This is a genomic window from Mesorhizobium sp. 113-1-2 (genome assembly GCF_016756475.1).
GTDB lineage: Bacteria > Pseudomonadota > Alphaproteobacteria > Rhizobiales > Rhizobiaceae > Mesorhizobium > Mesorhizobium loti_C.
The window spans coordinates 1,157,892-1,172,185 of the sequence record NZ_AP023242.1 but is presented as its reverse complement, the minus strand read 5'-3'; the positions used below and the strand labels follow the sequence as shown (position 1 = coordinate 1,172,185).

13 protein-coding genes are annotated in these 14,294 nt (G+C 64.5%); 3 read left to right on the top strand and 10 right to left on the bottom strand.

The genetic code is table 11. The features are described 5' to 3' along the window. Positions 1 to 31: 31 nt before the first annotated feature. Positions 32 to 580 carry a 50S ribosomal protein L19 gene (gene rplS / locus JN279_RS05520; RefSeq protein ID WP_096451662.1) on the bottom strand — a complete coding sequence of 183 codons (549 nt, stop codon included), beginning with the start codon at positions 578 to 580 and terminating at the stop codon, positions 32 to 34. 312 nt (positions 581 to 892) lie between these two features. Here rplS and JN279_RS05515 point away from each other — a divergent pair, with 312 nt between their 5' ends. Beyond that, the gene (locus JN279_RS05515) at positions 893 to 1,645 is read left to right on the top strand and encodes a sulfite exporter TauE/SafE family protein (RefSeq protein WP_202352230.1); all 753 of its coding nucleotides are present in this window, start codon (positions 893 to 895) and stop codon (positions 1,643 to 1,645) included. Here the strand turns inward: JN279_RS05515 and trmD are convergent. Both trmD and rimM read right to left on the bottom strand, forming a co-directional pair. Next, positions 1,627 to 2,325, bottom strand: a complete 699-nt coding sequence (gene trmD, locus JN279_RS05510; protein WP_096451666.1) for a tRNA (guanosine(37)-N1)-methyltransferase TrmD — start codon at positions 2,323 to 2,325, stop codon at positions 1,627 to 1,629. The two genes, JN279_RS05515 and trmD, sit on opposite strands and share 19 nt — an antisense overlap. Continuing rightward, on the bottom strand, positions 2,322 to 2,921 hold the full coding sequence (gene rimM, locus JN279_RS05505) for a ribosome maturation factor RimM (RefSeq protein ID WP_202352229.1): 600 nt from the start codon (positions 2,919 to 2,921) through the stop codon (positions 2,322 to 2,324). The genes trmD and rimM overlap by 4 nt, the downstream gene beginning before the upstream one ends. A gap of 119 nt (positions 2,922 to 3,040) precedes the next feature. Here rimM and JN279_RS05500 point away from each other — a divergent pair, with 119 nt between their 5' ends. Further along, a complete protein-coding gene (locus JN279_RS05500) occupies positions 3,041 to 3,979 on the top strand; it encodes a tyrosine recombinase XerC (RefSeq protein ID WP_096451670.1) in 939 nt (312 codons plus the stop codon). Between the two features lie 62 nt (positions 3,980 to 4,041). Beyond that, positions 4,042 to 5,112 carry a TraB/GumN family protein gene (locus tag JN279_RS05495; protein ID WP_096451672.1) on the top strand — a complete coding sequence of 357 codons (1,071 nt, stop codon included), beginning with the start codon at positions 4,042 to 4,044 and terminating at the stop codon, positions 5,110 to 5,112. Positions 5,113 to 5,115: 3 nt separating this feature from the next. On the opposite strand, the gene JN279_RS05490 is transcribed toward JN279_RS05495, so the two are convergent. The 7 genes from JN279_RS05490 to JN279_RS05460 form a co-directional block, all read right to left on the bottom strand. Beyond that, positions 5,116 to 5,592 (bottom strand): DUF2867 domain-containing protein, encoded by a 477-nt coding sequence (locus tag JN279_RS05490; RefSeq protein ID WP_096451674.1) that lies wholly within the window; start codon positions 5,590 to 5,592, stop codon positions 5,116 to 5,118. A gap of 868 nt (positions 5,593 to 6,460) precedes the next feature. Beyond that, the gene (lpdA, locus tag JN279_RS05485) at positions 6,461 to 7,867 is read right to left on the bottom strand and encodes a dihydrolipoyl dehydrogenase (RefSeq protein WP_096451679.1); all 1,407 of its coding nucleotides are present in this window, start codon (positions 7,865 to 7,867) and stop codon (positions 6,461 to 6,463) included. Between the two features lie 23 nt (positions 7,868 to 7,890). After that, positions 7,891 to 8,646, bottom strand: coding sequence for an SDR family oxidoreductase (locus JN279_RS05480; RefSeq protein WP_096451681.1), 756 nt, complete (start codon positions 8,644 to 8,646; stop codon positions 7,891 to 7,893). Next, on the bottom strand, positions 8,643 to 9,140 hold the full coding sequence (locus tag JN279_RS05475) for a hypothetical protein (protein WP_244730675.1): 498 nt from the start codon (positions 9,138 to 9,140) through the stop codon (positions 8,643 to 8,645). Before JN279_RS05475 ends, JN279_RS05480 begins: the two co-directional genes overlap by 4 nt. A 21-nt stretch (positions 9,141 to 9,161) precedes the next feature. Next, the gene (locus JN279_RS05470; RefSeq protein ID WP_096451685.1) at positions 9,162 to 9,920 is read right to left on the bottom strand and encodes a DUF4241 domain-containing protein; all 759 of its coding nucleotides are present in this window, start codon (positions 9,918 to 9,920) and stop codon (positions 9,162 to 9,164) included. Between the two features lie 16 nt (positions 9,921 to 9,936). Beyond that, complete coding sequence (gene odhB, locus JN279_RS05465; protein ID WP_096451687.1) at positions 9,937 to 11,217, bottom strand: 2-oxoglutarate dehydrogenase complex dihydrolipoyllysine-residue succinyltransferase; 1,281 nt, start codon at positions 11,215 to 11,217, stop codon at positions 9,937 to 9,939. A 45-nt stretch (positions 11,218 to 11,262) separates the two neighbouring features. Further along, the gene (locus tag JN279_RS05460) at positions 11,263 to 14,250 is read right to left on the bottom strand and encodes a 2-oxoglutarate dehydrogenase E1 component (RefSeq protein WP_096451689.1); all 2,988 of its coding nucleotides are present in this window, start codon (positions 14,248 to 14,250) and stop codon (positions 11,263 to 11,265) included. Positions 14,251 to 14,294 lie beyond the last annotated feature (44 nt).

The window sequence follows — 14,294 nt, the reverse complement described above, 5'->3', positions numbered from 1 at the left end:
AAGCCGCCTTTTTGAATGGGATTCCGAAAGCTTATTCGGCCGGGGTCGCCTCAGCAGCGGCCTTGGCTGCCTCGGCCTCGGCGGCCGCCTTCTTCTCGGCGGCTTCCTTGGCGGCCGTCTCGGCGGCCAGCGCCTGGGCGGCGGCAACCTTCTCGGCCTCGATGCGGGCCTTCTCGGCGTTCAGCGCATCGCGCTCCTCATCGTTGAGCTTGCGGGCGCGCACGCCGGTGTTTTCCGAAATACGGGCCGACTTGCCGCGACGATCGCGCAGGTAATAGAGCTTGGCGCGACGCACCTTGCCGCGGCGGACGATCTCGACGCCCTCGACCATCGGCGAGAACACCGGGAACACGCGCTCGACGCCTTCGCCGTAGGAGATCTTGCGGACGGTGAAATTTTCCTGGAAGCCGGAACCGGCGCGGGCGATGACGACGCCCTCATAGGCCTGGACGCGGGTGCGGGTGCCTTCGGTCACGCGGACCTGGACGCGCACGGTGTCGCCGGGCTGGAATTCGGGAAGCTTGCGCTTGGCTTCGATCTTGGCGGCCTGCTCGGCCTCGAGCTGACGGATGAGATCCATCTTGGGTAATCCACTTCTTGTTCTTCCGACAGTCAGAGCGTCCGACACTCACCTTGCAGTTCCATTGACCGCTCGGCTATGCCCTTTGTTCGAGAACATCAGGCAGGGGCGACTACACCGTCATTGTTGACGGGTCCGGCAGATTCTTCTTCCGGTTCGGCGGCGACATACAGCTATTTCAGCGCTTTGTCACGCCCGCGCACGAGTCTTTTTTGCCGGCATGGCACCATCGTAATCGCTTCGTGCCGGGTTGCGCCGCTCTCCGGGGCTTTCTAAGCCTGACATAACACGGTTTTTGAGCAGCGGCATTCCATGTCTGTCCTCGACGCCATCCTGCTTTTCCTGGCGGGCTTCCTGTCCGGCGCCGCCAATGCGGTCGCCGGCGGCGGCACGTTCATCACTTTCGGCGCCATGACATTGGTCGGTGTGCCGCCGATCGTCGCCAACGCCACGTCATCGGTCACGCAATTCCCGGGCTATATCACCTCGACGCTCGCCTACTGGACCGACATCCGCCACTTCTGGCGCGGTGCCCTGCTGCTTTGCGCCATATCGGCGATTGGCGCACTGGCCGGCGCGCTGATTCTTCTGGCGCTGTCCAACCCGTCCTTTCGCGTCCTGGTGCCGTGGCTGCTTTTGGGCGCAACCGCCCTGTTTGCGGCCGGGCCGTGGCTGAAGCCGGCGCCGAAACCCGGCCATGAGGCAGCCGTCGGCTCGCTCGCCGGTTCGCTGGCGCAGTTCGTCACCGCCATCTATGGCGGCTTCTTCGGCGCCGGCATGGGCGTGATGATGCTGGCGACGCTCGGCCTGACACAGGCCGGCGACTACCACCGGCTGAACGCGCTGAAGAACATGCTGGCCGTGGTCATCGCGGCGGTCGCCATCATCGTCTTCGTCTCGGGCGGCGTTGTCGCCTGGCCGCAGGCTGTTATCATGATCCCGGGCGGCGCGCTCGGCGGCTATGCCGGTGTGTGGATCGCCAAACGCGTGCCGCAGAGCGTCGTACGCGGCTTCGTCGTCGCGGTTGGCCTGTTCCTGGCGTTTTATTACTTCGGCAAGGGGTGAGCGACGAGCAGATCCGGCCGTCTCTCCCTGGTCAGCCGCTCCGACTGCTCCCGCCGCCATGCCGCGATCTTCTTGTGATTGCCGGAGATCAGCACCTCGGGAATCTCCCTGCCCTCGAACTCCTGCGGTCGCGTGTAGTGGGGATGTTCGAGCAGGCCGTTTTCGAAACTCTCTTCCTCGCCGGACACGGCATTGCCCATGACGCCGGGCAACAGCCGCACCACCGCGTCGAGCAGCACCAGCGCTGCCGGTTCGCCGCCGGAGAGGATGAAATCGCCGATCGAGACTTCCTCTAACCCCCGCGCTTCGATCAGCCGCTGGTCGACGCCCTCGAAGCGGCCGCACAGGATGACCGCGCCCGGCCCGGCGGCGAGTTCGCGCACGCGCGCCTGGGTTAGCGGTTTGCCGCGCGGGCTCATCAGAAGGCGCGGACGCGTATCGCCCGGCGGCGAGGCGTGGTCGATAGCCCTGGCCAGCACATCGGCGCGCATCACCATGCCGGCGCCGCCGCCGGCCGGCGTGTCATCGACGGTGCGGTGCTTGTCGGTGGCGAAATCGCGGATCTGGATCGCTGCAAGCGACCATGTGCCGGCCTCGAGCGCGCGGCCCGCCAGCGACAGGCCGAGCGCGCCCGGAAACATCTCGGGATAGAGCGTCAGTACCGAGGCGGCAAAACTCACCGGTTGCCCCCGGCGTCGCGCGGACCGCGCGGCCTGCCCTTCGGATCGAAGTCCTCCTCGCGCGGCGCCTCGCCGTCCTCGTCCTCGACCAGTCCGGCCGCTACCGGATCGACGCGGACGAAGCCTTCGGCGATCGACACATCAGGCACGGCGGCCTGGGTGAACGGGATCAGCACGCCCTTGCGGCTGGCAAGCGTCACGTCGAGGATGTCGCCGCCGCCGAAATTATGCACCGCGACGACCTTGCCGAGCGCGGCCCCGGTATCGTCCCGAACCTCCAGTCCAACGAGGTCGGCATGGTAGAATTCATCCTCCTCGCCATCGTCCGGCAGCATCGAGCGGTCGACGAACAGTTCGGTACCGGCGAGCGCTTCGGCCGCATTGCGGTCGCTGATGCCTTTGAAGCGCACCACGACGACGGTGTTGGCCGGTCTGATGTCCGTGATCTGGAAGGCGCGGCCGTCCCTGGCATAGAGCGGCCCATAATCGGCCAGCGCCATCGGATCGCCGGTGAAGGTTTTCACCCGGAGTTCGCCCTTGATGCCATGGGCGGCGCCGATCACGGCCATCTGGACAGGGTTTTGCGGCTTGCTCATGGCGAAATATCCTTTGGCCTGCTCTAGCCCCAGCCCGGCGTCATTTCAATGATCGCCCCTTGTCATTTCAATGACGGGCTCTTCACCGCTTCCTAACCCGAACACCCCAAAATGCCGCCATGCAGGAATTCCTCATCCCGGCGAAACCCGATCTCCAGGCGGCGCGCGAAAGCTGGCTGAAGATGCTCGCGCGTGAACGTCGCCTGTCGCCCGCAACCGTCGAGGCCTATGAGCGCGACACGCGCCAGTTCCTGCATTTCCTCACCGGCCATTGCGGCGGCTCGCCCGGCATTTCCGACATCGCCAATCTGCGCCCGGCCGATCTGCGCGGCTTCCTCGCCGCCCGCCGCAACGCCGGCGCCGGCGCCCGCACGCTGGGCCGAGGCTTGGCCGGCATCCGCTCGCTGTTGCGTTTTCTCGAACGGCGAGGTCTCGCCAATGCGGCTGGTGCCGCGGCACTCCGCGCTCCGCGCCAACCCAAATCGTTGCCAAAACCGCTGACGGCGAGCGACGCCAAACAGGTCGTATCGGTGGAAGGCCAACTGGCCGAAGAGCCCTGGATCGCCGCCCGCAACGCCGCCGTGCTGACGCTGCTCTATGGCTCCGGCCTGCGCATTTCCGAGGCACTCGGTCTCGCCGGCGCCGATCTGGCCTCAGAAAGCGACACGGTGCTGCGTGTCACCGGCAAGGGCGGCAAGACGCGGCTGGTGCCGGTGCTGCCGGTGGCGCTTCGGGCCATCGCCGAATACCGCCGGCTCTGCCCCTACCATCTCGACCCCAAGGGCCTGCTGTTTCGCGGCGCGCGCGGCGGCCCGCTCAACCCGGCCATCATCCAGCGCGACATGGCCAAACTGCGCTCGGCGCTGAACCTGCCCGACACTGCGACGCCGCACGCGCTGCGCCATTCCTTCGCCACGCATCTGCTCGGCCGTGGCGGCGATCTGCGCACCATCCAGGAACTGCTCGGCCACGCCAGCCTGTCGACGACGCAGATCTACACCGGCGTCGACACCGCAAGGCTGCTCGAAATCTACGAATCGGCCCATCCGAGGGCGTGAAACCTTCAATTTCGTGACGCCAATTAACCGTTTTGCCGCTTTTCGGTCCTAGGAATAGGATCATGAAACGCGTCATTGCCATCGCCGACCGCGCAGCTTCCATCTCGCTGAAGCTGCTTGTCGCGCTCAACGTGCTGTTTTTCCTGTCATTCCTTGCCGTCCTGCTGTTCGCGGCAGGCAGGGCGCATGCGGAAGTCCCGACCTGCGCCGGCGCCGACATGCTGTCGGCCCTGCAGAAGAGCAACCCTGCCACTTACAGCAAGATCGAGGCGGAAGCCGCCGCGACGCTGAATGGCAAGGGCCTGTTGTGGAAGCTGGAGAAACCGGGCGAACAGCCATCCTACCTCTTTGGCACCATGCACATGACCGACCCGCGCGTCACCACGTTGCCTCCGGACGCACAGAAGGCCTTTGACGCCGCCGGCACCCTCATCATCGAAACCACCGATGTGCTCGACAAGCAGAAGATGATGACGGCGATGCTGAAAGAGCCGGACCTGATGATGTTCACCGACTCCACCACGCTGTCGTCCTTGCTGACGCCGGACGAAGCGGCGGCGATGAATGCAGCACTCGACGCGCGCGGCATTCCGCCGGCAACGGTCGCCAAGATGAAGCCGTGGATGCTGTCGGCGATGATGGCGCTTCCGGCCTGCGAACTCGCCCGCCAGTCCGGCGGAGCGTCGGTGCTCGACGTCAAGCTGGCCGAGAGCGCCAAGGCTGCCGGCAAGCCGGTCGAAGGTCTGGAAACGGCCGAGAGCCAGCTGCGCGCCATGGCCTCGTTGCCGCTCGCCTTCCACATGAAGGGCCTGGTCGACACGCTGAAGCTCGGCGACAAGGTCAACGACATCAACGAGACCATGATCGTGCTCTACCAGCGCGGCGACACCGGCATGTTTTGGCCGCTGTTCCGCGTCGCCATGCCGGAGGAGCAGAACGACGCCTCGGGCTATGCCGCCTTCGAGGAAACCATGATCACCAGCCGCAACAAGGTCATGGTCGATCACGCCGAACCGATCCTGGCCAAAGGCAATGCCTTCATGGCGGTCGGCGCGCTGCACCTTCCCGGCCCCGAGGGACTGGTCGAGGATTTTCGCAAGGCCGGCTACACCGTCACCGCCGTTGGGCTTTAGCCGCTATTTGATCAAGACCTGAGCCAGCATCGCCGGAACGACGATGCGGTGAAACGGCATGATGACGGCGAGATAGGTCCGCCCGAACAGATTGTGCGTCTTCACGATCGTCGACGCGGCCACTTCCTGCCGGCCCGCGCCGAGGTCGCTCACCTCCACCAGGAGGCGGAAATCGAGATGCCGGTCGTCCAGCCCGAGGACGACCCTGCCGGGCGCCTGGCTGATGAGCGGAAATATGCCGATCCTGCTTTCCGGCGGTGCGTCGGGGTCAGCCCCGCCTTTCAGCCCAAATGGCCTGACAGCGAGGTTGCGCAGCGCCGTAAGCCGGCCGACCCACAGCGGGGTTCGCCCCAGGGCGCGCTCGGCCGCGCCAATGGCGGTCAGGGCAAGACCATCGGTTGTCAGCACGTAGCGGTCGGCGAACTGAGCGCCGGCAAGAACGCTTTCGGGATCAGGAAAAGTCTGTGCAGTGGGGGTCATATCGGCAAATCCCTCGCAACCAACGATAGCATCGGTTGGTTTGGAACACTGCGTGGCGAAACGCCGCCAGCCCGGAGAGGACTGGTCGAGGATTTTCGTAAAGCCGGCTATACTGTCACCGCCGTCAATTGAGTCGGATGGCGGTGGGGGGCCCAAACGCCGCGTTTTCGGCGCTTTCCTTCCCTAGCGTGAAACCCATTCAACGGTTGCGCGTTGATGGCTGTTGATTGATCATTTTCATCCACGGAGGACACTTTTATGGCGAATCCATCGAACGACACTCCCAGGCCAAGCGGCGGGGGCGGCAGCCCCTGGCTGATTGCGCTGGTCGTCGTTATCCTGGCGATTGTCGCGTATTATGTTTTCGGCAGAAGCGGCGAGCATCCGGCACCCGCCGAACCGCCAGCGGCCAGCACGCCGGCCCCTGCGCCCGCGCCCGCTCCGGCACCCGAGCCAGCACCGGCTCCTGCGCCAGCTCCGGCCCCTGCGCCAGCACCCGCGCCTGCTCCGGCACCAGCGCCTGCTCCCGCTCCGGCGCCTGCACCGGCCAACTGATCGGCCCGGCACCAGATACCAACGGCCCGCTGAAAGGCGGGCCGTTTTGTTTTGAGGCGATAGCGCCTGAAAGGCCTTTCCAGAAACTCGCTCCGGTGAGTCAGCTGGTGTGATTTGCGAGAACCGGAGCGCAGCGGACATTCAGGTCCGTGAGCAGCGCATGACCCCGAAAATCGGTCCGATTTTCGGAAAGGATCATGCGTCAGTCAAAAGTGTCACAGCGTCCTTTGCGCGTCCAAGAGGGCGCGCGGCGCTGTGAGAAGCGCAGAAACCCGCACCAGATGGCCGCCGGAGTAGAGTTTATGAAAGGCCTTTAGATATGGATGGGCTTGAAGAAAGTGGCCAGCGCCGCTTCCTTCACCGCTTCCGACATCGTCGGATGCGCGTGGCAGGTGCGGGCGAGGTCTTCCGACGAGCCGCCGAACTCCATCAGCACCGCCGCCTCGTGGATCATCTCGCCGGCGCCGAAGCCGACAATGTGCACGCCGAGCATACGGTCGCTGACCTTGTCGGCGAGGATCTTCACGAAACCGTCCGTGTGCAGCATGGCGCGCGCGCGGCCATTGGCGCTGAACGGGAATTTTCCGATCTTGTAGTCGATGCCGGCCTTCTTCAGCTCTTCCTCGGTCTTGCCGACCGAGGCGATTTCCGGGCTGGTGTAGACGACACTCGGGATAACCTCGTAGTTCACATGGCCGGCCTGGCCGGCGATGGTTTCGGCCACCGCCACGCCCTCGTCCTCGGCCTTGTGCGCCAGCATCGGCCCGGCGATGACATCGCCGATGGCATAGATGCCGGGAACGTTGGTCTTGAGATGCCCGTCGGTCTTGACCCGGCCGCGCTCGTCGACGTCGACGCCGGCTTCTTTCAGCCCGAGACTGTCGGAAAAAGCGCGGCGGCCGGTGGCGATCAGCACGACATCGGCGGCGATGGTCTCGGCGGCGCCACCCTTCACCGGCTCGAAGGTGACGGTGGCACCCTTCTTGGCCTTGGCGACACCGGTGACCTTGGCGCCGAGCTTGAACTCGAAGCCTTGCTTGGAGAGCAGCCGCTGGAATTGCTTGGAGACCTCGCCGTCCATGCCGCCGAGGATCGTGTCGAGGAACTCGACGACGGTGACCTTGGCGCCGAGCCGCGCCCACACCGAGCCGAGCTCGAGCCCGATGACGCCGCCGCCGACCACCACGAGGTGGCCCGGAACCTTGTCCAGCGACAGCGCGCCGGTCGACGACACGATGATTTTCTCGTCGAAATCGACCTTGACGCCGGGAATGCCGGCGACATCGGAACCGGTGGCGATGACGATATTCCCGGTCTCGATCTCCTCGACCTTGCCGTCCTCGGAGGTGACCGAGACCTTGCCCGCCGCGACCACCTTGCCGGTGCCGCGGAAGCTGTCGATCTTGTTCTTCTTGAACAGGAAGGCGACGCCGTTGACGTTGGACGCCACCGTCGCATCCTTGTGTGCCATCATCTTCTTGAGGTTGAGCTTGGGTGCCGCGATCTCGACGCCCAGCGTGTCGAAGGAATGGCCGGCCTCGGCGAACATTTCGGAGGCATGGAGCAGCGCCTTGGACGGGATGCAGCCGATGTTGAGGCAAGTGCCGCCGAAGGTCGCGTTCTTCTCGACCACCGCGACCTTCAGCCCAAGCTGTGCCGCCTTGATGGCGCAGACATAGCCGCCGGGTCCAGATCCGATGATAACGACGTCATAAGCCATGTTTGTTTCCCTTTGCTTGGCGCTCAGCGGCCGCCGCTGACATTCAGGATCGCGCCTGTCGTATAGGATGCGGCGTCGGATAGAAGATAGAGAATCGCTGCCGCGACTTCATCCGCGGTGCCCGCCCTTTTCATCGGCAGCGAGTCCTGGATCAGCGCCACCCGATCCGGCTGTCCGCCGGAGGCGTGGATATCGGTGTCGATAATGCCCGGCCGCACCGCGTTGACGCGGATGCCTTCCAGCGCCACCTCGCGGGCAAGCCCGATGGTGAACGTGTCGATGGCGCCCTTGGAGGCGGCATAGTCGACGTAATTGTCGGGCGCGCCCAGCACCGCCGCCGCCGACGAGATGTTGACGATCGCTCCGCCCTTGCCACCATGGCGCGTCGACATGCGCTTGACCGCTTCGCGGGCGCAGAGGATGGAACCGACGACATTGATGCGCATCATGCGCTCCAGCCGTGCCGCGCTCATCTCGTCGACACGCGCCTTGGCGTCGACGATACCGGCATTGTTGACGAAGGCGTCTAGCCGGCCCCAGGTGCGGTCCACCGCTTCGAAGATGGCCAGGATGTCGGCCTCGCTGCCGACATCACCCTTGACGGCAAAAGCGTCGCCGCCGGCAGCCTTGATCTCGGCAACCAGCGCGTCGGCCGCCGCCTGGTTCGAGGCATAGTTGATTGCAACGCGATAGCCCGCCTTGGACCCCTGCCGGCAGACCGCGGCGCCAATGCCGCGACTGCCGCCGGTGACCAACAGCACCTTTTGCGTCTCGCTCATTCCTGGCATCCCTTCAGCGTAAACACATCCGACGGCACTTTTGAGAATCCGCTGCCACCATAGGCCAGCGAATGCCGCAATGACGGCCCAAGATCGGGAAAGATCAGTGTCTTCGGCGCATCGACACCTTCGGCCGGCAACAGCCCGATCGCGCCCTTTTCATCCGACGTATAGATCACACCGTTCCACAGCGTGCAGGCGGCAAGTTCGCCGCCGGTGACGTCGCCCTCGGGGCATTTGTACATCAAGGAACCGTTCGGCCGCGCTTCACCCGAGCTCCACATCACAATGCCGTTCAGCACCACATTGTTGTCGAGGATCATGCGGTAACTGTTGGTGACAACAGCTGAGGTCCCGGTCGGCGTAAAGTCGATCTCGCTGCCACTCTGCGCGTCACCATAGACGGCGAGTTCGATCGGGCAGGCGGCATAAGCGGCAGAGTTGGTAAACAAGATCGCCAGCAATCCAGCGAGACATCGGATGGTGGGCGACATTGCGCTTTGCATCGCGGTGCCCTACTGGCTCTCGCGGCCATCGGCGTTTTCCAGAACGCCAAAATCGGTCATCAGCAGCAGCGGCTCGCCGGCCGCGTCCAGCCCCCAGAACGATGGATAGAATCCGTCGCCCCAGCCGCTCCAGAACATGGCGATGTTGAGCGGGTTGCCGGCAACCGGATGATGCATGACGAACCTGTCCTGGTTGGGCGCGAATTCGGCCGCCAGCACGTCGTCATAGTAATTCTGCTCGGCCTTGAGCTTGTCCTGCTCACCCGACATCAGCGCCATCGCCGTTTTGTCCATGAACGAGCCAAGGCCGGCATCGACGGGATAGCCGAAGATCTCGTCGCCCTTCAAGGTCGACGCATCCTGGCCGGGCACTGTCGCCAGTTCCCAGCGAACCGGCGTGCCGGGCTTGAAGCGCAGCACCGAAATCGCGACGCGGCCCTGGGCTTCCAGCAGCGAAACCGGGTAGCGCCCCGGTTTGACCCTACGGCTCAAGGCCGGCATCTCGGTATCGCTGATCAGAGGATCGCACGCGATGATTTCACCGGTCGGCAATTCGAGTTCGCCGATCGGAGTGACGGTGATCTTCCGCTCTTCCAGTTGAGCATCGCTCAAAGCGAAAATGCCAAGATTGCTGCTCGCCTGCGAAGGGTCCCATTGGGCTGCCGTCGCCAGCGACGGAACGACGGCGGCGGCCAGGCCAATAGACCGCAGGACGCCACCGGCTCGCCGGCCCAGGCTGTAACCGAACCGCTCCAGCCAGCCGCTCATCGGGGGTCAGCCTTGCTCACAGATCAAGCACCAGCCGTTCCGGATCCTCAAGGCTTTCCTTGACGCGCACCAGGAAGGTCACGGCTTCCTTGCCGTCTACGATGCGGTGGTCGTAGCTCAGCGCCAGATACATCATCGGCCGGATGACGATCTGGCCGCCGACCACGACCGGCCGGTCCTGGATCTTGTGCATGCCCAGAATGCCGGACTGCGGCGCGTTGAGGATCGGCGTCGACATCAGCGAGCCATAGACGCCGCCATTGGAAATCGTGAACGTGCCGCCCTGCATGTCGGCGACCGACAGCTTGCCGTCACGCGCGGCGATGCCCAGCCGGCCGATCTCCTTCTCGATCTCGGCGATCGACATCTGGTCGGCATCGCGCACGACCGGCACGACGAGGCCCTTCTCGGTGCCGACGGCGACGCCGACATGAGCGAAATTCTTGTAGATGATGTCGGTGCCGTCGATCTCGGCATTGACCGCCGGGATTTCCTTCAGCGCGTGGGTGACGGCCTTGGTGAAGAAGCCCATGAAGCCGAGCTTCACGCCGTGCTTCTTCTCGAACACGTCCTTATACTTGGTCCGCAGCGCCATAACGGCTGACATGTCGACCTCGTTGAAGGTGGTCAGCATGGCGGCGGTCGACTGCGCTTCCTTCAGCCGGCGCGCGATGGTCTGGCGCAATTTGGTCATGCGCACGCGTTCTTCGCGCGAGGCATCGTCGCCCGAGGACGGCGCGCGAACGGCAATCGGTGCAGGTGCCGGAGCCGCCTTCGGTGTCTCGGCCGGCTGCGACGGCGCGCCCTTGGCGATGGCGTCGAGCACGTCGCCCTTGAGCACCTGGCCGCGCTTGCCCGAACCGGACAGCTGGTCGACCGACAGATTGTTCTCGGCGATCAGTTTTGCGGCGGCCGGCGCCGGCGGCATGCTGCGCGGCTCGACCGCGCCGGCATCGCCGGCGACCTTGGCGGTCTCGGCCGCGGCCTGCTTGCCGGTCGTCGCCGCATCCGGCGACGAGGCCTGCGACACCGCCTGCGGCTTGGTCGCCGGAGCAGAGCCACCTGCCGAGATCGAGCCCAACAAAGCGCCGACAGCGACCGTCTCGCCCTCCTTGGCGACGATTTCGCCCAGCGTGCCGGCGGCGGCCGCAGGCACCTCCACCGTCACCTTGTCGGTTTCGAGTTCGACCAGCGGCTCGTCGACGGCAATGGCATCGCCGACCTTCTTGAACCATTTGCCGATGGTCGCCTCGGTGACGGATTCGCCGAGAGTGGGGACGCGGATTTCGGTAGCCATTGTGCCTGTCCGTTTCTTTCGTTCTGTTATTCGCCCAATTCTGCTTTATTCGCCAAGCGCGTCTTCGAGCAAGGCGGCGAGCTGGGCAAGGTGCTTGGACATCAAGCCGGTCGCCGGCGACGCGGCCGCCGGGCGGCCGGTGTAGCGCACCCGCTGATGCTTGGCGTCGATATGCGCCAGCACCCATTCCAGATACGGGTCGATGAACGACCAGGCGCCCATGTTCTTGGGCTCCTCCTGGCACCACACCATCTCGGCGTTGCGGAAACGTGACAGTTCGGTGATCAGCGCCTTGGCCGGGAATGGATAGAGCTGTTCGACGCGCAAGAGATAAATGTCGTTAATGCCGCGCTTCTCGCGCTCTTCATAGAGGTCGTAATAGACCTTGCCCGAGCACAGCACGACGCGGCGGATCTTGCTGTCCTTGGTGAGCTTGATCGCCTGGTTGGGCAACAGCTGGGCGTCGTCCCACAACAGCCGGTGGAACGAGCTTTCGCCCGAGATTTCCGGCAGTGTCGACACCGCCCGCTTGTGGCGCAGCAGCGACTTCGGCGTCATCAGGATCAGCGGCTTGCGGAAGTCGCGCTTCAGTTGCCGCCGCAAGATGTGGAAGTAGTTGGCCGGCGTGGTGCAGTTTGCCACCTGCATATTGTCTTCGGCGCAAAGCTGCAGGAAGCGCTCGAGCCTTGCCGAGGAATGTTCCGGACCCTGGCCTTCATAGCCATGCGGCAGAAGACAGACGAGGCCCGACATTCTGAGCCACTTGCGCTCGCCCGACGAGATGAACTGGTCGAACACCACCTGGGCGCCGTTGGCGAAGTCGCCGAACTGCGCTTCCCACAAGGTCAGCGCCTTCGGCTCGGCGAGGCTGTAGCCATATTCGAAGCCCAGCACCGCCTCTTCCGACAGCATCGAGTTGATGACTTCGTAGCCAGCCTGTGCCGCCGACAGATTGTTGAGCGGGATGTAGCGGGTTTCGTCGCGCTGGTCGTAGAGCACGGAATGGCGCTGCGAGAAGGTACCGCGCTCGGAATCCTGGCCCGACAGGCGGATCGGGTTGCCGTCAAGCAGGATGGCGCCGAAGGCCAAGGCCTCGGCCGTCGACCAGTCGATGCCTTCGCCGGACTCGATCGCCTCGCGGCGGTTTTCGAGGAAGCGGATGATGGTCTTGTGCGCCTCGAAACCCTTCGGCACCTCGGTCAGCTTCTTGCCGATTTCCTTCAGCGTCTTGACCGGCACGGCGGTTTTGCCGCGCCTCTGTTCGTCCTGGTTGTCGGCCGTGCGCAGGCCCGACCAGGCGCCATCCAGCCAGTCGGCCTTGTTGGGCTTGTAGGCCTGGCCGACTTCCCATTCCTGCTCCAGATGCGCGCGCCAGTCGGCCTTCATCTGGTCGAGCTCGGCCTGGGTGATGTGGCCCTCGGCGATCAGCCGGTCGCCATAGATCTGCACCGTCGTCTTGTGGGTGCGGATGTTGCGGTACATGATCGGCTGGGTGAAGGCCGGTTCGTCGCCCTCATTGTGGCCGAAGCGGCGATAGCAGAACATGTCCACGACCACCGGCTTGTGGAACTTCATGCGGAATTCGATCGCCACCTTGGTGGCATGCACCACGGCTTCCGGGTCGTCGCCATTGACGTGGAAGATCGGCGCCTCGATCATCTTGGCGACGTCGGACGGATAGGGCGACGAGCGCGAGAAGCGCGGATTGGTGGTGAAGCCGATCTGGTTGTTGATGATGAAATGCAGCGTGCCGGCGACGCGGTGGCCGCGCAGGCCCGACAGGCCGAGGATTTCGGCGATCACGCCCTGGCCGGCGAAGGCGGCGTCGCCATGCAGGAGCAGCGGCAGCACCTTGGCCCGCTCCTCCAGCGGCACGATCTCCTCGCGGCCGCGGCCGAACAGATAGTCCTGCTTGGCGCGTGCCTTGCCCATCACCACCGGATCGACGATTTCCAGGTGCGAGGGGTTGGCGGTCAGCGATAGATGCACCTTGTTGCCGTCGAACTCGCGGTCCGACGAAGCGCCGAGATGATACTTCACGTCGCCCGAGCCTTCGACCTCGTCGGGGGCGGCCGAGCCGCCCTTGAACTCGTGGAAGATGGCGCGGTGAGGCTTCGCCATGACTTGGCTCAGCACGTTGAGGCGGCCGCGATGCGCCATGCCGAGCACGATCTCCTTCATGCCGAGCTGGCCGCCGCGCTTGACGATCTGCTCCAGCGCCGGGATCAGCGCCTCGCCGCCGTCGAGGCCGAAGCGCTTGGTGCCCTTGTACTTGACGTCGATGAACTGCTCGAAGCCCTCCGCCTCGACCAGCTTCTGCAGGATCGCCTTCTTGCCGGTGTTGGTGAAGGAGATCTCCTTGTCGGCACCCTCGATGCGCGCCTGGATCCAGGCCTTCTCCTCGGGATCGGAGATGTGCATGAACTCGACGCCCAGCGTCGAGCAATAGGTGCGGGTGAGTATCTCCAGCATCTGCCGGATGGTGCCGAATTCGAGGCCGAGCACGTTGTCGAGGAAGATCGGCCGGTCATAATCGGCTGCAGTGAAGCCGTAATTCTCCGGCGACAATTCATTGTAGTCCTCGAGCGGCTTGGCGATGCCGAGCGGGTCGAGATTGGCGTGCAGATGGCCACGCATGCGGTAGGCGCGGATCATCATGATGGCGCGCACCGAATCGCGTGTCGCCTGGTGCACGTCGGCGTCCGACAAGACAACGCCGTTGGTAACCGCCTTGTCCTTGACCTTCTTCTCCAGGTGCTTCTCGACGATGCCCCAATTGCCGTCGAGCGCCGACACCAGTTCGCCATTGGCCTGCAGCGGCCAGGAAGGTTTTGCCCAGGAAGCGCCCTTGGCATTCCTGCGCACATCGCCGGCATCGTCCTTCAGTCCGGCGAAGAATTCCTGCCACTCGGGATTGACCGAGGCGGGATCGTCCTCATAGGCGGCATAGAGCGCGTCGATATAATCGGCATTGCCGCCATAGAGGAACGAGGTGAGCGAAAATTGGTCGTTGGCCTGATCTTGTCTTGCCATGTCGTTTCAGCGGAGCCGCGCTCCGTCTCCTGTTGGAGCGAATA

Bases quoted from the DNA above. Each gene is read 5' to 3' on its own strand.
- rplS (WP_096451662.1), bottom strand. From the start codon at position 580: ATGGATCTCATCCGTCAGCTCGAGGCCGAGCAGGCCGCCAAGATCGAA.
- JN279_RS05515 (WP_202352230.1), top strand. From the start codon at position 893: ATGTCTGTCCTCGACGCCATCCTGCTTTTCCTGGCGGGCTTCCTGTCC.
- rimM (WP_202352229.1), bottom strand. From the start codon at position 2,921: ATGAGCAAGCCGCAAAACCCTGTCCAGATGGCCGTGATCGGCGCCGCC.
- JN279_RS05500 (WP_096451670.1), top strand. From the start codon at position 3,041: ATGCAGGAATTCCTCATCCCGGCGAAACCCGATCTCCAGGCGGCGCGC.
- JN279_RS05495 (WP_096451672.1), top strand. From the start codon at position 4,042: ATGAAACGCGTCATTGCCATCGCCGACCGCGCAGCTTCCATCTCGCTG.
- JN279_RS05490 (WP_096451674.1), bottom strand. From the start codon at position 5,592: ATGACCCCCACTGCACAGACTTTTCCTGATCCCGAAAGCGTTCTTGCC.
- lpdA (WP_096451679.1), bottom strand. From the start codon at position 7,867: ATGGCTTATGACGTCGTTATCATCGGATCTGGACCCGGCGGCTATGTC.
- JN279_RS05480 (WP_096451681.1), bottom strand. From the start codon at position 8,646: ATGAGCGAGACGCAAAAGGTGCTGTTGGTCACCGGCGGCAGTCGCGGC.
- JN279_RS05475 (WP_244730675.1), bottom strand. From the start codon at position 9,140: ATGTCGCCCACCATCCGATGTCTCGCTGGATTGCTGGCGATCTTGTTT.
- JN279_RS05470 (WP_096451685.1), bottom strand. From the start codon at position 9,920: ATGAGCGGCTGGCTGGAGCGGTTCGGTTACAGCCTGGGCCGGCGAGCC.
- odhB (WP_096451687.1), bottom strand. From the start codon at position 11,217: ATGGCTACCGAAATCCGCGTCCCCACTCTCGGCGAATCCGTCACCGAG.
- JN279_RS05460 (WP_096451689.1), bottom strand. From the start codon at position 14,250: ATGGCAAGACAAGATCAGGCCAACGACCAATTTTCGCTCACCTCGTTC.